This is a genomic window from Streptomyces sp. NPDC043870, from assembly GCF_056435785.1.
Genome location: NZ_JBWKDT010000004.1, coordinates 380,875 through 399,299 on the forward strand (window position 1 = coordinate 380,875; position 18,425 = coordinate 399,299).

An 18,425-nucleotide genomic window follows, 5' to 3' on the forward strand; every position below is an offset into this window, starting at 1 on the left:
CCCGCCTGCAGGCGGACACCGGCTTCCCCCTCCAGGGGGAGGCGCCCCCTCGTTCGCCCCGCTCCCCGCGGGAGCGCCGAACCCGTCCGGCGGCGGGGGACAGCGCCGTTGCCGGCGCCGACGATGGAGCCGCTCACCTCTCCTGCCCTCGATGTGCCCAAGACGCACGGGTGGCAGCCGTCTCACAGGAGCGCGCATCCATGAATCGATTCACCCGTCGCATCGGCGCAGCGAGCGCCCGCCGGCCATGGGTCACGATCACCACCTGGGCGATCGCCCTTCTCCTTGTGCTGCCCCTGGCCGGCACGGTCGGGGGCTCCTTCGTCGACGATCTCGTCGCTCCCGGCAGTCAGAGCGAGGAGGCGATGGAGCTTCTCGAAGAGCGATTCCCCGAAGCGTCACGCGGCAGCGCCATGGCGGTGTTCGCCGTGCCCGAGGGGGAGCGACTCGAGCTCCACCAGGCGGCCGTCGACACGGCGGTCGCCCGGATCGCCGACGTGGAGCACGTCGCCGCGGTGACCGATCCCTTCACCGCCGGCACCGTGTCGTCCGACGGGCGTACCGGCTTCGCCGAGATCGCTTTCGACGTGTCCGCGATGGACGTGGATCCCGGGCAACTCGAGGCCCTGGCCCATGCGATCGAGCCTGCGCGCGGCGACGGCGTCGTTGCCGAGCTGGGCGGTGATGCCGTCTTCATCAACGCCGAGACGGAGACGACGGGTGCGGAGGCAGGTGGTTTGCTGGCCGCGCTGGTCGTGCTGGTCGTCGCGTTCGGCACCGTCGTGGCCGCACTGGTCCCGATCGCTCTCGCTCTGGTGGCGGTCGCCGCGGGTCTGGGCGGCATCATGCTGCTCGCCAACACCATGGAGGTCTCCACCGCGGCGCCGACGATCGGCGCGATGATCGGCCTGGGTGTGGGGATCGACTACGCCCTGTTCATCGTGGCCCGCTACCGCGAGAACCGTTCCGCCGGGCAGGACGACCCCAACGCGCTGGCGAACGCGATGGGATCGTCGGGCGCAGCCGTACTGTTCGCCGGCGGCACCGTCGTCGTGGCGATGGCCGCCCTCGCGCTCACCGGTGTGGGCTTCCTGATCTCGATCGGCCTGAGCACCTCGCTGGTCGTGCTCTTCGCCGTGGCGACCGCGCTCACGCTGCTGCCGGCGTTGCTGTCGCTCCTGGGCGAGCGCATCGACACCGGACGCCGCGTGGGCCGGCGCCGTGTGAAGTGGACCGGCCGTGTGAAGTGGACCGGCCGTAAGAAGCGGGCCGGCCGTGAGAAGCGGACTGTCAGTGTGAAGCGGGCTGAGGACTCGGCATGGTGGCGCTTCGCCCACCGCGTGTCGGGGCGGCCATGGCCGTACCTGATCGTTGCCACGACGGCGCTCCTCACGCTGGCCGCTCCGGCGTGGCGCATGGAGACGGGCTTCCCCGACGCGGGCAACGACTCGCCCACCACCACCCACCGTCGCGCCTACGACCTCCTGGCGGAGGGCTTCGGCCCGGGCTTCAACGCGCCGCTGCTGATCGTCGCCGATCTGCGCAGCCCCGGTGCGGACGCGCGTACCATCCCCGCGCTGTCCCGGCGCATCGCAGCCGACCCCGGCATCGCCATGGTCGGCGAGCCCCGGACGTCGCCCGCCGGGGACACCGTGGTGCTGACCACGCTGCCCACCACCGCCCCCGCCGACGCCGAGACCTCCGAGACCCTCCAGCGCGTCCGCGACCTCGTCCCCGACAACGTCGCCGTGTCCGGCCTGACCGCCATGACCGAGGACCTCACCAAGCAACTCTCCGACACCCTGCCGGTCTTCATCGGCGCGATCCTGGCGGTGTCCTTCCTGCTGCTGATGCTGGTGTTCCGCTCCATCGTGGTACCGCTGAAGGCCGCCGTGGTGAACCTGCTGTCGATCGGCGGTGCCTACGGAGTCGTGGTCGCGGTGTTCCAGTGGGGCTGGCTCAAGGACCTGTTCGGCCTGGAGAACACCTTCCCGATCGTCTCGCCCCTGCCGACGATCTTCTTCGCGGTCCTCTTCGGCCTGTCGATGGACTACGAGGTGTTCCTGCTCTCGCGCGTCCGTGAGGAGTACGACGCGATCGGCGACAACGCCGAGTCGGTGGCGCGCGGCATGGCGGCCACGGGCCGTGTGATCACCTCCGCCGCACTGATCATGATGGTGGTGTTCCTCGGCTTCGTCGCCAATCCCTCACCGCTCGCCAAGATGATGGGCCTGGGCCTGGCAACCGCGATCATGCTCGACGCGACGATCGTGAGGATGCTGATCGTGCCTGCCGCCATGGCTCTGATGGGGCGGGCGAATTGGTGGCTGCCCCAGTGGCTCGGTCGTCGGCTGCCCCGCATCCGTATGGAGAGCGCCGACATCCCGCACCAGCCTGACCCGGTACTCACCGAAGCACCCGGGAGCAGCTGACGCGACAGTGCCGTGCGTCACGGCGTCGGCGGCAGTGGCCCTTGGCCCTGCAGTGGCAATCGTCCTTGAGCTGAGCTGCCGTCACCTCAGCGTCGATCCCCGTCAGCCCGCGTCCGGCGCGTCGATGACGTTGCCGTCCTTGTCGAGCGTGTGGGTACGCCAGTAGACGTCCCACTCGTCGTCGACCTGCTGCGGCACCTTGCCCTCCGGGTATCGCGTGAATCCCGCCGGGGGCTCTTTACCGTCCGAGACGCACGCCGAACCGGTGCCGTTCACTGTCAGGACGGGGTACTCGCCGCTGCTGCAGATGTCCTCCTCGTACTCGAAGGAACATCCGGTGAGTGCCACGACGGCGGCCGCGCCGGCGAGAGCAGCGGCGACGGCCCGGACCCTGCCCGTTCGGAAGGCGGCGGGTCGGCTGATTCTGCGGGGTATGGGCACGATCGCCTCCAGTCGTCGGGTTGCCCCCACTCTCGCCGCCGATATCCGCCGAGACCTGAGTACGCGTACTCAGAAGCGCCGGCGCGGATGCCCAACACGCCGCAGTCCGGGGGCGGGACGTCGGCGTCCCGCCATGTGGTGCAGGGGATCTTGACGGTTGCGATCTCCGGCTCGCCCAGCCCCAACCCCAACCCCAACCCCGAACTCAAACCGGATAGATCATCCGGATCTGCTATGGTGACGTCAACCGGATAACTTATCCACATACACGGAACGGGTCGTGCGATGAAGCGGACAGCGGTGGTCACGGCAGGGACAGCGGGAATCGGGCTGGAGACCGCCTTGGGGCTGGCCGCGGCAGGCCTTGCGGTCACCGTGGTCGGACGCAACGCCGAGCGCGGTGCCCGCGCGATCGAACGGATCAACGCCACGGCACCGGCGCATCCCGCCCGGTTCCTGGCCGCCGACCTCGCCTCACTCGACGCGGTCCGCGCGCTCGCCGACCGGATCGCCGCCACCGGTCCGCTGACCGTGCTGGTCAACAACGTCGGGGCGATGTTCCCGGACCGGCAGGACTCGGTCGACGGGATCGAGGCCACGTTCGCCGTCAACCACCTCTCGCCGTACCTGCTGACCGAATTGCTGCTGCCCACGCTGCGAGCCGGTGAGCCGAGCCGGATCGTGAACGTCACCTCGGGCGCGATCGGCGTCGCCAAGCGCGTCTTCGACGACGTCGAGCCGCCCGGCGGCTACTACGGCTTCCACTGGTACGGCCGCGCCAAGCTCGCCAACCTCACCTACACACTGGAGCTCGCCGGCCGGCTCAGCGGCACGGGCATCTCGGTCTTCGCAGCAGACCCCGGCGGCGCCGCGACCGACATGACCAACGGCACCATGCGCGATCCGAAGATCGTCTCGCCGGGGCTGCGGCTGTTCTGGCCGCTGGTCCGGCGGAAGTTCGAACGCTCAACCTCAGGCCCGGCGTCCGTGGCGGCCAAGCCCTCGATCTTCGCCGCGACCGACGGCTCACTGAGCGGCCGGACCGGCGTCGTCATCGGACCCCAGGCGCATCCGGTCGCCCCCTTCCGTTCGGCAACGGATCCCCGCATCGCCGAAGCCGTCCGCCACCTCAGTGAGCGCCTCGCGCCACGCACGGCGGGGTGACGAGATCCGAAGCCGGTCGGCATGACCGCAACGCGGACCGGCTTCTCAGCGGCTCCTCAGGCGGATGAACTATCCATATAGGCTTCTCCCATGACGACCGCCCCACTACGCAAGGACGCCGCCCGCAACTGGGAACGGATCGTCGCTGTGGCCCGCGCTCTCGTGGACGAAGGCACACCGCTGCAGCTCAACGATGTCGCCCGCCGCGCCCGACTGGGCGTTGGCACCGTCTACCGCCACTTCCCCACCGCCGAGGCGCTCCTGGAGACCGTCGCCACACCCTCACTGGAGGCGCTCGCCACCCACGGCGAACAGGCGCTGGCCGATGACGATCCCTGGCGCGCCCTCTCCGGTTTCCTGACCCACACCATCGAAGCGCAGGTCACCGACGCTTCCCTGTCCACGGTCACCGCCGCGCCCACGGACGCGCTTCCGCACACCACCGAACTGAAGCGGACCCTACGGTCGGTCGGCGGACAGTTGCTCGAACGGGCTCACGACGCCGGGGTTGTGCGCGCCGACCTGACCTCCGACGACCTGGTCCCGCTCATGTGTGGAATCGCCTACGCCGCGAACGTCCACAGCGTTCCCGCCGGCCGCACCGAGACGGCTCGCCGCTATCTGACCGCGCTCCTGGAAGGCTTGCGCACCCGTAAGAGCCCAACGTGATCCAAAGTCGGCCGCCCAGTTGTCACCGCAGCCGGACGGGCAGCCGCTCCGGTCCCCTGATGAGCATGCCGCCCCGCCAGGTGATGGTGGCGGGATCGGCGTCGAGTGCGAGGCCGGGGCAGCGTCGCAGCAGGGTGCCGATCGCGACCCGCCCCTCCAGACGTGCCAGCGGCGCACCCAGGCAGTAGTGGATGCCGTGGCCGAAGGCCAGGTGGCCGCGCGCATCTCGACGGACGTCGAAGCGCTCGGCGCCGGGGAAGCGCGCGGAGTCTCGGTCGGCATCGGCCAGAGCCACCAGTACCAGTTCCCCGCCGCCCGGTACGACCGTGCCCCCGATGTCGACCGGTTTGGTGGTGAAACGGTAAGTCGTGGTCTCCACCGGCCCGTCGTAGCGCAGCATCTCCTCGACCGCGTTCTCCAGCAGTGAGGGGTCGGCGCGCAGGGCCGCGAGCTGCTCGGGGTGGGTCAGCAGTGCCAGGACGCCGTTGGAGATGAGGTTGACTGTGGTCTCGTGACCCGCCACCAGGAGCAGCCAGACGGTGCCCAGCAGTTCACCGGCCGACAGCCGGTCGCCGTCCTCGTCGGTGACGCGGATGAGTGCGCTCAGCAGGTCGTCCTGCGGTTCCCGCTGCTTGCGGGCGATCAACCCGGCGATGTACTCGCTCGCGGCGGCCGCCGTGGCGACTCGCTCGTCCGGGTCCCGGGAGGTCAGGGCGGTGTTGGACCATTCCCGGAACGCCTCGCGGTCCAGGGACGGAACGCCGATGAGCTCGCAGATCACGGCGATGGGCAGCGGGAAGGACAGCGCTTCGACCAGGTCGGCCCGGCCGCCGGGTCCGGCGAGCGCTGCGTCCAGAAGTCCATCGGTGATTTCCTGCACCCGTGGCTCGAGGGCCCGCACACGCGCAGGGGTGAACTCCTTCGCGACCAGCTTGCGCAGCCGGGTGTGGTGCGGCGGATCGGAGTTCAGCATGTGGCGGCCGGCAGCTATGTTCGGCAGACCGAGGTCCGGGGAGGCGTTCGACCAGTCCTTGGACAGGCTCTGATCCGCCAGCGCGGCGCGCCCCGCCTCGTGACCCACGACGAGCCACGCGTCCGCTCCCTCGGGCATCCGTACGCGGTGCACCGGGCCCTGGGCGCGCAACGCCGCGTAGACCGGGTACGGGTCGCGGGTGAAGTCATCGCCGAGACCTGCGAGGTCAACCACATCACTGGCGTCCGGGATGCCCTTCGTATCTGCCATGTACAGTCCGCCCCCGTGGTGAGCAAAGTGCGAATCTGGTGGGTGAGGTGCGAAAATATGCGATCGAGCACGGATGCGTAGCGGCAAATCCGGCCAAACAGCTACGGGTTGACTGCTGAGCAGTGGCAGTCGCCGAAGGAGCCGGCGAACGCAGCGTCGCGTTGTGACGTCGTTCCACCATGGATGCCGACGCCAATCACCGCCTGCGCGCACGGGGAACGCCGCGGCACGGGCTGTCGCGCAGTTCGAGAGCCGGGGCGCAGCGGCCCCGACGCACGCCGGGGAACCCGGGAAATCCACGGGCCGTCGATGCCGCCGGATCCACCGAGCCGTGTGACATCCTCGGGGAACCGCCCTGGCTCCCGTCCGGAGCCCCCGACCCGCGCAGGTGGGCACACACAGGACAAGGCGGCGTTCGTACACGCACGAACGACGAAGGCGGCAGAAGGCGGTGCCCGTGGCATTTGGTGAGGTCGTGTTCTTCGCGACGGTAATCGCTTTGTCGCCGTTCACCCTCATCCCCGCTCTCTTCATGCAGTTCACCCCCCGGCCCCGAGCGGCCAGCAGTGCCTTCCTGACCGGCTGGGTCATCGGGATCGTCGTGCCTGCGGGCTCGTGCGCCGTGCTGGCTTCCTTCGTTCAGCGTCCCGCGGAGGGGCATGCTTGGGTCGCCTGGGCCAGAGTGGTGCTGGGATTGCTCCTGATCCTCTTCGGGCTCCGGCAGTGGCTGACCAGACACGGCAGGGCGGCGCCGGGCTGGATGCGGCTTCTCGCCGATGCGAGCCCGTCCAGGGCGTTCCGGCTCGGGCTGCTGCTGTCGCTGGCCAACCCGAAGATCCTTCTTCTCTCCGCTGCCGCCGGCCTCGCGGTCGGGTCGGCCGAGCCCCCGACCACGAGCGCCGTGGTGGCCTTCGCGGTGTTCACCGTGTGCGCCGCCAGCACCGTAGCCCTGCCCGTGGTGCTCCATGTGCTGCTGGGCGAGCGGGTCCTCGTCCCCCTGATCAGGGTCAGACGGTGGTTGGAGAACCATGCCGCCGGAGTGATGGCCGTGGTGATCGCCGCCATCGGAGTTCTCGTGCTCTGCGAAGGACTCGTCAGGCTCTGAGCGCCGCTCCTGCCTTCGCTCGGTCGCTCCTGCCCCTGTGCGGTCCGCGTCCGGTCGCGGCCGCACTGCCGGGGATGGTTCTGGGAGCCGGGGACCCGGTGCGGCGGCGCAGCAGGTCATCCAGAGCATGAACCAAGTGATGGGTGGTGCATAGAGGTCGGGACACTTCAACGCCCACCGACCCCATCCGGCCCCACCTGCTGCCTGTCGTACCCTCCGCGTATGCATGTCACGGAATGGGCCGCGGGTCAGCTTACGGTAGTACGTCCCCCGTCCGGCGGCTTCCCGAGGCACAGCCACGACGAGTACGTGATCAGCGTCAACCTCTGCGGCCTGGAGCGAGTCCGGCTGGATCGCACCTCGTTCGAGGTGAACCTGGACGAGTTCACCGTCTACAACCCCGGCCAGGTCCAGTCGTGCACCACCCAGGTCCCGCCCGACGCGTCCTTCGCGGCCGTGAGCTGGTACGTCCCGCCAGCGGTGATGCAGTCGCTGACCGGCGACGCCCCGGTCGACTTCGAACGGCCCGTCGTCCGCTCTCCACACCTGCGCGACGAGTTCCTCGCTGCCGCCAGAGCATTCCGCGAGCTGGCACCGGACGGACACCTTCCGCCCGCCGAATCCGCCGTTCTGATCCAGGAGCGGCTCGTGCTCGTGCTGTCGCAGCTGCTCGACCTGGCCGCAGGGCGGCGCATGCGTGCTCCAGAACCCGCTGACGCCCGGATCGCCACGGTGCTCGCCCGGCTCCGCACCGACCTGTCCCGCGCGCCGCGGCTGGCCGAGCTGGCCGATGAGGCCGGGATGTCCCGGGAGCATCTGATCCGGACGTTCACCCGCGCCACCGGCACCCCGCCCTACGCCTGGCACCTGTCGGCCCGGTTGGCCGAGGCGCGGCGCCGGCTGCGCAAGGGGGAGCCCGTCGCCGACGTCGCACACGTGCTCGGCTTCGCCGACCAGGCGCATTTCCACCGCCACTTCGCCGCGGCCTACGCCGTCACACCGGGCCGGTACCGTCGGCTGTCTCGGATCAACATCTGACAAGACCGCACGGCCCGCCCCCGCCACAGTGGCCGGCATGACTGAGATCTTCATGGTGGCTCTGTGGTTGGGGCTGGTGTTCAACGCGGCGCCGGGCGCGGTGTTCAGCGAGTCTCTGCGGCGCGGAATCCGGGGCGGGTTCGGCCCTGCCTTCGCGGTCCAGGTCGGCTCGCTGGTGGGCGACGCCGTCTGGGCGGTGCTCGGCCTGGCGGGGGTGGGGGCGCTGTTCGCGGTACCGGCCTTGCGCGTGCCGCTCACCGTGGCCGGGTGCTTGCTGCTGGCCTGGTTGGGGGCGGCGGGCCTACGCGACGCGCTCGCGCGGAAGGGGCCGTATCCGACGGCGGAACCGTACGCCAAACAGGACCACAAGGCCATGGCCGTGGGAGCGGGCATGTCCCTGGCGAACCCATGGAACGTCGTTTATTGGTCGGGCGCTGCCGGCGGGGTGAGCGCCGTGCTGGGTCAGGCCGACACGGCGGAGCTGAGCGTCTTCTTTGCCGGGTTCATGGCCTCCTCAATCCTGTGGTGCCTGATCGCGGCGGGGCTCATCGTGGTACTGCGCAGGGCGCTGCCACCGCTGGCCGTACGCGTCCTCGAAGCCTGCTGCGGTGTCTCCCTGCTGGTGTTCGCGATTCTCCAGCTGAGCCGACTCATATGACGACAGACCGGTCATCGGGTTGGGCCCGCCATGTCGTGCGATTGTCTCTCGCATGTGTACGGGAGCGCGGCGGATCACCGGGATCGGGTGCGGCGGTATCCGTCGGACATGACGGATGCGGAGGGGGCCGAGGTCCGGGTACTGCTGCCGGTACCGGCCTGGCTGGAGGGGCGGCGCGGCAGGCCGGAGAGCTACTGCCACCTGCAGATGCTCGACGCAGGGCGTTACGTCGTCGGCAGCAGGGTCAAGTGGCGCTCGGTGCCCGCCGACTTCGGGCTCGGGTCAGTTCTTGGGCAGCTGTACGGTCAGTTCATGGCGACGTATCACGCCCTCGTGATCCATTAACCAAGATCATTTGCAGACACCCTCTAGGCCCTGTCCGGGCGATCTTCGAGGAACAGGCCGCGGCGTCAGATGCGGTGCATCGCAAGGCGGAGGATCGCCCTCGTACTGGACGTACTTGGGCGACTCCGACGACGCAGCGAGGTGCCGTAGTTGTCGTCGCGGCCCCGACAAGATCGCCCGGACAGGGCCTAGGCTCGGGCCCGTGAGCAGCGAAGCGGCGGGTGAACCAGAAGCAGCGGCCGGGGCGCAATACCGCCGGGAGGAACTGGCCCGAGCGGCCGGCGTGAAAGTCCGCAATCTGCGCTACTACCAGGAGCGCGGACTGCTGCCCCCACCTCGCCGGGAGGGCCGGATCGCCTGGTACTCCGACGATCACCTGGCCCGGCTGCGGCTGATCGACGACCTCCTCGGCCGCGGCTACACGGTGAACGGCATCGCGGAGCTGCTGGCAGCGTGGGAGCAGGGCGGCGGCATCGCCCAACTCCTCGGGCTGGAGCGGGAGATGACCCGCGACTGGGTTCAGGAGGTGCCCGTCACGATGAACCTCGCCGAGCTGCGGAAGATGTTCGGCCCGGCGGCTACCCCCCAGGACACGCGACGGGCCGCCGCGCTGGAGTACGTACGGGTCGACGGGGACACCGTCACCTTCCCGAGCCGACGGCTGCTGGACGCGACGCTGGCGCTCGTGCGGCAGGGGGTGCCGCTCGCGGAGATCCTGGACGCGGGGGACTTCGTCCAGACCCAAGCGGCGGCGCTCGCGGACCGGTTCGTCGAGCTGTTCCGGCGGCATGTGATCGGCCCCGAGAAGCTGGAGCAGCTTTCGGCCGAGCAGTTGGACCACGTCGCGGAGGCTGCAGCGGCGCTGCGCCCGGTGGCGGGCGAGGTCGTGGCCGCGGAATTCGCGCGGGCGATGGCTCGGAGGGTGGAGGCGGAAGTCGCCGCGCTGCTGCGTACGGAGCAGTAGGGACTTGGCCTAAAGGGGGTGTTCGCGCAACCTTGCCAACCCCCATTGGCACTCTTACATTCAACCCCACGGTCATACCGGTGAGTAACGATCAATCGCGACCCGGTCGCACCGGATCACAGCACAGCGACACGGATCGCACCGAACCCACCCCCACTCCACCCCACCCAAGGGGGATCTGTCATGAAACACGACTTAGACGGCGGCAGCGTGAGATGGCGGCGCTTCGCCGTCCTGACGGTCCCGGCCGTCGCCGTCACCGCCGGCCTCGGCATCGCTCTCGCCCAAGGAGCGATCGCCGCCTCCTTCGCCGTCTCGGGCCAGCAGTTCAAGGTCTCCGCCCAGAGCCTGACCGGCGACGGCTTCGTCCAGTACGGCAGCGTCGACGTCAACGCCCGGGACGAACTCATCCCGGTGGCGGTCACCGCCATCAAGCAGGCCAGGCTCAACAGCCTCTGCCAGTCGGTGGTCACCTCGCTTCCGCTGATCGGCGACGTCTCGCTCAACCTGACCGCAGGCCGGAAGACCCCGGTCGAGGCGACGAACCTCTTCGTCGACGCCACCCAGCTCTCCGGCAACGCGACCTTCACGAACATCGAGATCGGCCGCGACGCCTCCACCCTGGACAAGGGCCCGACCGACGCCCAGGGCATGCAGGACCTGTTCGCCCAGCAGGCCGACACCGTCCGCATCGCCGATCTGCGGCAGACGGCGTGGGCCACCAACGCCGGCACCTTCACGCTCTCCGGCCTGACCATGAAGATCAGCAAGGGCAAGAAGGAATGCTTCTGAGCCCCTGCCGGACGCGGTTCCGGCGGTGGCGCCGCAGCCGGCCGTTCTGGGGCGGACTCGCCGCCGTCCTCGCCGGGGCCGAGATCTGCGCCCTGCCGCTCGCCCCGCTGAAGGTCATGCTCACTCAGGGCGTGGCGGGGATCCCGTCCGTCCTGATGGGCCTCGTCATGATCGTGCTCGGCGTCTCCGTCTGGCTCGCCCCCCACTACCGCACACTCGCCGGAGTCGTCACCACGCTCATCGCCACCGCCGCGCTGGTGTTGTCGAACCTCGGCGGATTCCTCATCGGAACCCTGCTCGGCATCCTCGGCGGCGGCCTCATGTTCGCCTGGGAACCGCGCACGTCTAAGTCCGCCGAGGCCGGCAACTCTGCCGGATCCGGCAGCACCGCGGAATCCGCTCCGCCCGCACCGCACGACAACCCCTCCCCCGCACCGCACGACTCTCCCTCCCCCGCACCGCTCTCCGATCCCCAAGGAGCACAGCCATGAGCCGCACACCCACCACGCTCGCCCTCGGCCTCGCCGCCGCCGGCGCGCTGGCCCTCGGCGCCGTCTCCGCGACCGCCGCGCCCTTACCGTTACGGGCAGCCGACTCGACCACCGTCACCCCGGCCGGCCACGCCTTCACGGCCACATTGAGCGGCAAGGCCACCCTCAAGGCCGGCTCGGTCACCGTGACCTGCTCGGTCTCCGTGGCCACGGGCACCGTCCCGGCCGCCCCCGGCAACCACAACCCGGCAGGCCCGGTCTCTTCCCCGATATCCGCCCCGACGTACAGCTCCTGTACCTCGAGCATGCCGGGCGTGACCCCGACCGTCACCACCAGCGGCGCGTGGACGGTCTCCATGCAGAACGGGACACCGGTCACGGCCACCATGACCGTCCCGACGGGCGGCCTCGTGGTCAAGACGACCGGTCTGGCGACCTGTACGGTCGTCGCCGCGCCGACCGCCGCGGCGAGCGTCCCCGGCGCCTGGGCCAACGGCACCCCGCCCTCCCTGACCTTCACCAACGCCTCGGTCCCGGTCAGGATCACCGGAGGGTTCGGCTGCCCGACCAGCACGACGAGCTCCACCTTCAACGCCGTCTACACGGTCGCGGACACCACCGACCCGGCCGAGCAGATCACCGTCACCCCGTAGTTGGCAGGAGAGAGAGTGGCAGGGAGAAGGCGGCCGGACCGATGTCGTGCATCGCAGGTGGGCCGCCTTCCCCCGTCGTCACGCCGGCAGGCTGTCCGGCCACTCCGGTCCGATCCGAGGGGCAGCCGGACGGTGAACGTCGCCCCCGCGCCGGGGCGCTGTCAGGGCGTTCAGCCGCTCCTGTGGAAGAAGACGTCGCCGTTGAAGGGGCGTCGCGAGGGCCCCGCCCTCAGAGCATGGCGGTGCGGGAGCTTCGCGTATTGGTCACGGTCACCGTCGCGATGTCCGAGCGGTAGCGGTCGTCGGACCACTCGATGGGCGTGCCCTGGGAGTCGGTGGTCAGGCGCCGCTCCCGCAACAGCGGGGTGCCCTCGGGGACTTCGAGGAGCTCGGCGTCGAGCGGATCCGCGGGGATGGCGTCGAAGGTGTGCCGGGCCGAGTGCAGGTCCACGCCCTGCTCGGTGAGCAGGGCGTAGATCGAACCGGCGTCCAGGTCCGCGGAGATCAGCGGGCGACCGACGGCTTCGACGTACGTCATCCGTTCCAGCATCGCCGGCCGCCCGTCGAGCAGTCTCAGCCGGACGAGTTGGACGGCGAGGTCGTCGGGGTCGATCTGGAGGGCCGCGCCGATCTCCGGCTCGGGGCGGCGCAGCGCGATCTCCTGGAGCCTCTGGCCCGGTGTGTAGCCGGTCAGTTCCGCACGCCGGGTGAAGGACAGGAAGGACTCGAACGGCTGGCTCGGCACGGCGTCCAGCACCACGGCCCGCTTGCCCTGTCCACCGCCGATGAGCCCCTCGTCCCGCAGCGCGGCGAGCGCCTGGCGGACCGGGCCACGTGATGCCGAGAACTCTTCGCAGAGCTGCGCCTCGGACGGAAGGAACTCGCCGACCCGGAGGGCTCCGGAGCGAATGCGATGGCGGAGCTCGCCCGCGATGGAGCGGTGCAGTGGGGAGGCCATGGACTTGACCTTACAGGTTTGAGTTGTGGCCCGCTGCCCGCGCTGCACTGCCACTGGGGCGGTCCCCCCTGCATTTACGCCTGGTGTTCACCTAAAGTTCCGCACCTTCATGCCACCCTCGCTCAATTCTTGTCTATATATGTTAGTGATCCATCGACTGTGACAATGACAGGTTGGGCGTGTGATGCCGGTGACCTCGGAAGCTCTCATTGACGTTCGCTACGCCCGCTGGGACGGCGTCGGCCGGCCGTTCTCGCTGGTCCGCACCGCCACACCGGGGCTGCCCGGCCCGGGAGAGGTGCTGGTGCGCATCGATCTGGCCACGGTGTGCGGCAGCGATCTGCACACGGTGAGCGGACGCAGGCCGTCGCCGGCTCCCTCGGTACTGGGACACGAGCAAGTGGGCACCGTCGTCGCCGTCGGCCCCGATGCCCCGGCATGCGTGGACGGCACACCGGTGGTGCCCGGCCTGCGCGTGGTCTGGTCGGTCACGGCCTCGTGCGGGTCCTGCGACCGCTGCCGGCGCGGTAGGCCCCAGAAATGCCGGCACCTGCGCAAGTACGGGCACGAGCCGCTCGACGAGCGCGCCCCGCTGACCGGTGGGTTCGCCACCCACTGTGTGCTGCTGCCGGGCACGGCCGTCGTCGCCGTACCCGACGGACTGCCGGACGCGGTGGCCGGCCCGGCCTCCTGCGCCACGGCCACCGTCGCCGCCGTCGTCAAGGCCGCGGGCCCTCTCGGGGGACGACGGGTACTGGTGACGGGGGCGGGCATGCTCGGCCTCACGGCGGTGGCCATGGCCGCACGGGCCGGGGCGCACGTGACCGCTGTCGACCCGTCCCCCGAGCGCCGGACGCAGGCCGGACAGTTCGGCGCCGCACGCGTCCTGGGCGTCCACGAACCGGCGGACTGCGTCGACGTCGCCCTGGAGTTCTCCGGTCGCCCGGAGGCGGTGCGGTCCTGCCTCGCCTCCCTCGACACCGGCGGCACCGTCGTGCTGGCGGGTTCCGTCTCACCGGAGGGGTCCGTCCCGCTCGACCCCGAATGGCTGGTGCGCGGGCTGCGCACGGTCACGGGGGTGCACAACTACCGCCCCGCCGACCTGCAGACGGCCGTGGCCTTCCTGGCCGAGCAGCATCGCAGCCACCCGTTCGCCGGCCTGGTCAGCGGCGCCTATCCGCTCGAAGCGATCGACGCCGCGGTCGAGGCCGCCCGTCACGCGGCGGCTCCCCGCCAGGCCGTTCTGCCGACCGTGCGGTGACGCGGGAACGGCCATGGATCGTTGCGTCGCATCGGCCCTGAAGACCGCGCTTGGCCTGACAAGCCAACGAACATGGAACACCGGGACGCCATGAGCACATGAACGATGCATGACTTGTCAATACATGCCATTGCGCGTGGCCCCGCTGCCTGCAACCGTCTCTTCGCACCCCTCACACCCGACCATCGTTCGCCGCCCCTGCCCGCCCGCCGTGCGCGGGCGAGGGCGCGACGTTCAGGAGGAGAAGAGATGGCAGACAAGGGCTCGGCGACACACCGTACGTGGACACCCCCGACCTGAAGCCGGCGCGCAAGAAGCACCGCACGTTCCTGGTGCAGCCGGAGATCTCGGAGATGATCCGCTCCATGCCCGTCTGGGCCACGTGGGACGACCACGGCTTCGGCGGCAACGACAAGCACGGCGACTACGCGAGCAAACGCCACAACCGCACGGCCTTCGTCAACTACCGCGCCAACGCGAGCTTCGGGCAGACCGCCGACGGCAGGATCCTCACCGAGCGCGAGGACGGCGAGGGTATCTATACATCCTTCCGGCGCGGCCCGATCGAGGTCTTCCTGCTCGATCCGCGCTGGTTCAGCCGGACCGCGCCGAGTTGGGCCGACCCCGCCAGGACGACCTGTCTCGGCACGGTGCAATGGAACTGGCTGCGCGAGCGGCTGGCGGGGAGCACCGCCCCCTTCAAGGCCATCGCCACCGGCATGATCTGGGACGACAAGCAGAACGGCGAGTCCGACGACTGGGGCACCTACGCCCACGAGCGCGACGCGATCTACGACTTCATCGCCACCGAGCGGATCCCGGGGTGCTTCCTGATCGGCGGTGACATCCATGTCTCCCGCGCCCTGAACTACGGCCCGCGCGTGGGCTACGACCTGTGGCAGTTCATCGTCAGCCCCTTGCACAACAGCACGATCCCCAGCCTCAACGTGCCCAGCCCCTTCCTGGTGCACAGCGCGGTCGAGCCGCACGTCTTCCTGAAGCTGGTCGCCGACACCACGCTCGACATGCCCACCCTGACCGCGGCCTGGATCAACCGGGACGGCAGGCGCCTCTTCGAGGTGACCCGCACCGCGGCGGAGCTGGGACACACCGACTACCCCAGGCGTGCCCGGAACGCCGGCAAGGGCCGGCCCTGAGACGGCGCGAGCGCGGCCACGGCGGGCGCCGCGGTCATCGGCGCTGAGCCGGCGTTCCACCCGCCGTCCGCCACGAATGCCATTCCTCGTTGATCGGATATTCCCCCGCCGCCGAGCGGGCGCTCCCCCGCACCCGCGACAACCTCTTCACGACGCCCAGGTGAACACTCAGGAACCTGTAGATACAAGTGTTGACCGGGGTTGCTGCGAATGACACCTTGTGCTCGTAGCCGCCCCGGCGTGCGACTCCCCCCACTTCACCAGCAGTTCCCCCCCCCCGTACTTCCTGCGTACTTCCCTCCGTACTTCCTCTCTCCGGAGTCCACTGTGCCTGTCCGCCGTCTCGCCCTCGCCACCTCACTCGTCGTCGCCGCAACCCTGGGTCTGGCCGCCTGCGGGGGTGGCTCCGACGCCTCCACGTCCGACTCGGCCACCTGCCCCGGTGGCAAGATCCGCTTCGGTGTCGAGCCCTTCGAGGATCCGGCCAAGCTGACGCCCGCCGCCAAGGTCCTCGCCGACGCACTCGGCGAAAGCCTGGACTGCGAGGTGGAGCTGACCGTCACCGAGGACTACTCCGCGGAGGTCCTCGCCATGGAGAACGACAAACTCGACATCGCCGTCTTCGGCCCGCTCGGCTATGTGTTCGCCAGCAAGCGCGCCGAGGCGGAGGCCGTCGCGTCCTTCAGCGACGGCAAGGGCCAGGTGTCCAGCTACACCGCCGGTATGTGGGTGCCGAAGGACTCGCCGATCATGACGGTCGAGGACCTCGAGGGGCACTCCCTCGCCCTGGGGTCGATCGGGTCGACCTCCGGCGACGCCCTCCCCCGCAAGGCCATGCTCGACGCCGGTCTGAAGAAGGACGACGTCAAGATCAACTACGCCGGCGGCCACCCCGAGGCCCTGCTCGCCCTCGCGAAGGGCACGGTCGACGCGGCCGAGATCAACTCCCAGCAGTTGGCGAGCGCCACCGACGCGGGCACCTTCGATCCGTCGAAGTTCCGCAAGATCTGGGCCTCGCAACCCATTCCCAACGACCCGATCACCGTACGCGGCGACCTCGACGCCGCGTTCAAGAAGGCGGTGACCGACGCGCTGCTGAAGCTCCCGGCCGACAAGGTCGGCAAGATCGGCGCACTGCTCGACGTCGACCCGCCGGCGCCCCTCATCGCCGTCGACAAGTCGACGTACCAGCCGCTCTTCGATCTGGCCACGACGCTCAAGCTCACCGAGAAGGACGTCTGATGCTCGCGCTGTCCCAGATCACGGTGCGGTACGGCGAGCGGCAGGTACTGCACGGGGTCGACGTCACCGTCGCCCACGGCGAGCTGCTCGCCGTGCTCGGGGCCAACGGCTCCGGGAAGTCGACCCTGCTGCGCGCCGCCGCCGGACTGGAGCCGATGGCTGCGGGCAGCGTGACCGTCGACGGAAAGACCTGCGGTCCGCTCGACCTGGCCATGGTCTTCCAGCACATCCACCTGGTCCGCCGGCGCAGCGTCCTGGACAACGTCTGCGCCGGCGCCCTCGGCCGGCTCCGGCTGCGTCATTCGCTGACCCCGGCCCTGTTCCCGCGGCGCCTGCGCGAGGAGGCCATGGCCTGCCTGGACCGGGTGGGTCTCGCCGACCGGGCGCACGACCGCGCGGGCAGCCTGTCGGGCGGCCAGCAGCAGCGCGTGGCGGTGGCCCGCGCCCTGTGCCAGCGCCCGCGGGTCGTTCTCGCCGACGAACCGGTGTCCGCCCTGGACCCCGCCGCGTCGGAGCAGGTGCTCGGCCTGCTCGCCGAACTCGCCCACGACGACGGTCTCGCCGTACTCGCCGTCCTGCACCAGCCTTCCCTCGCCGCCCGCCACGCCGACCGCGTGGTCGGCCTGCGCGACGGCAGGGTCCTGCTGGACGGGCCGCCCCAGCAGAACGTCGACGTCCTGTACCAGCCCGCGGTTGTGGAGGCCGTGTCATGACAACCCTCGACAACGTCCGGCGCCTCCCCGTTCCGCCGAAGCCGCCGCGCCCCTGTGCACTCGTCGTGGGCTGGGGCATCGCCGCCGTGGTGGTCACCGCGCACGTGTTCGCCTGGAACGCCACGGACATCTCCCTCGGGACGCTGGTCGAAGGCTGGCGCGGCATGGTCGACTTCCTCGGCGAGGCGTTCCCGCCCGCTCTGGAGTGGGACGTGCTGCGGCCGAGCCTCGACGGCGCCCTGGTGACGCTGTGGATCGGCCTGCTGGGCACCACCCTGTCGGTGCCGTTCTCCCTCGTCCTGGCCCTGCTCGCGGCGCGCGGCACCGCCCCGTCGGCCTGGGTCTACCAGGCGGCCCGCTCCCTGCTGTCGTTCCTGCGCGCGGTGCCCGACGTGGTTTTCGCGCTGGTCTTCGTCACGGCCGTCGGGCTCGGTCCCTTCCCCGGCGTACTGGCGCTGGTGTGCCACAACGTGGGCGTGATGGGCAAGTTGTGGGCCGAGGCCCTGGAGGACGCCGATCCCGGCCCGGCCCAGGTTCTGCGGTCGGCGGGCGCGAGCAGGATCCAAATCGCCTCGCACGCTTTGCTGCCCGCGGTGACCCCGCAGTTGGCGGGGCTGCTCCTGTACCGGCTCGACGTCAATGTGCGCTCGTCACTGGTGCTCGGCCTGGTGGGCGCGGGCGGCATCGGTTTCCTCATCAACCAGTCCATCAAGCTGTTCCAGTTCGACGAGATGCTGACCCATATCCTGGTGGTCCTCGTCCTGATCGTGGCGGTGGACCGAGTGTCGGCCGTCATACGACGTCGCCTCACCTGACCCCCGCACACCGCCCGCACGCCGTACGTCCGGTGCCGCCCGCGAGGTCCCGGAAAGGAAGTACGGCGTTCAGCGCCGGTCCCGATCGCCGGCTGGGTTCCCGTGGTCCCGCGACGCCGACCCGCGACGGCCACACCGCGCGGCGCGGGTCGAGCCGGACATGTGGGAGATCGAGCCGGCCATCCGGCCGGCCGGCCGAGCATCGGTTCCTGACCTCGCGGCCGCAAGGCGCGCCCCCGCACCCCCGAAGGCCGGGGGTACGGGGGCGCATCCGACCGGCCGGC

At 70.2% G+C, this 18,425-nt stretch carries 19 protein-coding genes; 16 read left to right on the top strand and 3 right to left on the bottom strand.

What is annotated here, in order from left to right:
- Positions 1-200: 200 nt before the first annotated feature.
- A complete protein-coding gene (locus AC0699_RS08145; protein ID WP_478657124.1) occupies positions 201-2,432 on the top strand; it encodes an MMPL family transporter in 2,232 nt (743 codons plus the stop codon).
- Between the two features lie 102 nt (positions 2,433-2,534).
- Here the strand turns inward: AC0699_RS08145 and AC0699_RS08150 are convergent, their stop codons facing one another.
- Entirely contained in the window at positions 2,535-2,867 is a 333-nt protein-coding gene (locus AC0699_RS08150) for an SCO0607 family lipoprotein (protein WP_478657228.1), read from the bottom strand.
- A gap of 291 nt (positions 2,868-3,158) precedes the next feature.
- Here AC0699_RS08150 and AC0699_RS08155 point away from each other — a divergent pair, with 291 nt between their 5' ends.
- Both AC0699_RS08155 and AC0699_RS08160 read left to right on the top strand, forming a co-directional pair.
- Positions 3,159-4,037 (top strand): SDR family NAD(P)-dependent oxidoreductase, encoded by an 879-nt coding sequence (locus tag AC0699_RS08155; protein ID WP_478657126.1) that lies wholly within the window; start codon positions 3,159-3,161, stop codon positions 4,035-4,037.
- A gap of 90 nt (positions 4,038-4,127) precedes the next feature.
- Positions 4,128-4,706 (top strand): TetR/AcrR family transcriptional regulator, encoded by a 579-nt coding sequence (locus AC0699_RS08160; protein ID WP_478657128.1) that lies wholly within the window; start codon positions 4,128-4,130, stop codon positions 4,704-4,706.
- A gap of 22 nt (positions 4,707-4,728) precedes the next feature.
- Here AC0699_RS08160 and AC0699_RS08165 read toward each other — a convergent pair whose 3' ends face one another.
- Positions 4,729-5,949 carry a cytochrome P450 family protein gene (locus AC0699_RS08165; RefSeq protein ID WP_478657131.1) on the bottom strand — a complete coding sequence of 407 codons (1,221 nt, stop codon included), beginning with the start codon at positions 5,947-5,949 and terminating at the stop codon, positions 4,729-4,731.
- A gap of 457 nt (positions 5,950-6,406) precedes the next feature.
- Here AC0699_RS08165 and AC0699_RS08170 point away from each other — a divergent pair, with 457 nt between their 5' ends.
- From AC0699_RS08170 to AC0699_RS08205, 8 genes are all read left to right on the top strand, one after another.
- A complete protein-coding gene (locus AC0699_RS08170; RefSeq protein ID WP_478657133.1) occupies positions 6,407-7,054 on the top strand; it encodes a GAP family protein in 648 nt (215 codons plus the stop codon).
- Positions 7,055-7,276: 222 nt separating this feature from the next.
- A complete protein-coding gene (locus AC0699_RS08175) occupies positions 7,277-8,092 on the top strand; it encodes a helix-turn-helix domain-containing protein (protein ID WP_478657137.1) in 816 nt (271 codons plus the stop codon).
- A 37-nt stretch (positions 8,093-8,129) separates the two neighbouring features.
- Positions 8,130-8,750: a LysE family transporter gene (locus AC0699_RS08180; protein ID WP_478657139.1), complete on the top strand. Its 621-nt coding sequence runs from the start codon at positions 8,130-8,132 to the stop codon at positions 8,748-8,750.
- A gap of 108 nt (positions 8,751-8,858) precedes the next feature.
- Positions 8,859-9,095, top strand: coding sequence for a transposase (locus AC0699_RS08185; RefSeq protein WP_478657142.1), 237 nt, complete (start codon positions 8,859-8,861; stop codon positions 9,093-9,095).
- A gap of 202 nt (positions 9,096-9,297) precedes the next feature.
- Positions 9,298-10,059, top strand: a complete 762-nt coding sequence (locus AC0699_RS08190; RefSeq protein ID WP_478657145.1) for a MerR family transcriptional regulator — start codon at positions 9,298-9,300, stop codon at positions 10,057-10,059.
- A 183-nt stretch (positions 10,060-10,242) separates the two neighbouring features.
- Positions 10,243-10,851 carry a DUF6230 family protein gene (locus AC0699_RS08195; protein WP_478657147.1) on the top strand — a complete coding sequence of 203 codons (609 nt, stop codon included), beginning with the start codon at positions 10,243-10,245 and terminating at the stop codon, positions 10,849-10,851.
- Complete coding sequence (locus tag AC0699_RS08200; RefSeq protein WP_478657149.1) at positions 10,842-11,342, top strand: DUF6114 domain-containing protein; 501 nt, start codon at positions 10,842-10,844, stop codon at positions 11,340-11,342. Before AC0699_RS08195 ends, AC0699_RS08200 begins: the two co-directional genes overlap by 10 nt.
- Positions 11,339-11,995 (top strand): hypothetical protein, encoded by a 657-nt coding sequence (locus AC0699_RS08205; protein ID WP_478657152.1) that lies wholly within the window; start codon positions 11,339-11,341, stop codon positions 11,993-11,995. Before AC0699_RS08200 ends, AC0699_RS08205 begins: the two co-directional genes overlap by 4 nt.
- Before the next feature lie 229 nt (positions 11,996-12,224).
- Here the strand turns inward: AC0699_RS08205 and AC0699_RS08210 are convergent, their stop codons facing one another.
- The gene (locus tag AC0699_RS08210; protein ID WP_478657155.1) at positions 12,225-12,953 is read right to left on the bottom strand and encodes a GntR family transcriptional regulator; all 729 of its coding nucleotides are present in this window, start codon (positions 12,951-12,953) and stop codon (positions 12,225-12,227) included.
- Between the two features lie 184 nt (positions 12,954-13,137).
- Between AC0699_RS08210 and AC0699_RS08215 the strand changes: the two genes are divergently transcribed.
- The 5 genes from AC0699_RS08215 (at position 13,138) to phnE (ending at position 18,141) form a co-directional block, all read left to right on the top strand.
- Positions 13,138-14,214 (top strand): zinc-binding dehydrogenase, encoded by a 1,077-nt coding sequence (locus AC0699_RS08215; protein ID WP_478657157.1) that lies wholly within the window; start codon positions 13,138-13,140, stop codon positions 14,212-14,214.
- A gap of 281 nt (positions 14,215-14,495) precedes the next feature.
- Positions 14,496-15,371, top strand: coding sequence for an alkaline phosphatase D family protein (locus tag AC0699_RS08220; RefSeq protein WP_478657159.1), 876 nt, complete (start codon positions 14,496-14,498; stop codon positions 15,369-15,371).
- A 327-nt stretch (positions 15,372-15,698) separates the two neighbouring features.
- Entirely contained in the window at positions 15,699-16,613 is a 915-nt protein-coding gene (locus AC0699_RS08225; RefSeq protein WP_478657162.1) for a phosphate/phosphite/phosphonate ABC transporter substrate-binding protein, read from the top strand.
- The gene (locus tag AC0699_RS08230) at positions 16,613-17,326 is read left to right on the top strand and encodes a phosphonate ABC transporter ATP-binding protein (RefSeq protein ID WP_478657164.1); all 714 of its coding nucleotides are present in this window, start codon (positions 16,613-16,615) and stop codon (positions 17,324-17,326) included. The genes AC0699_RS08225 and AC0699_RS08230 overlap by 1 nt, the downstream gene beginning before the upstream one ends.
- A complete protein-coding gene (phnE, locus tag AC0699_RS08235) occupies positions 17,323-18,141 on the top strand; it encodes a phosphonate ABC transporter, permease protein PhnE (RefSeq protein ID WP_478657166.1) in 819 nt (272 codons plus the stop codon). The genes AC0699_RS08230 and phnE overlap by 4 nt, the downstream gene beginning before the upstream one ends.
- The last annotated feature ends 284 nt before the right edge of the window (positions 18,142-18,425 follow it).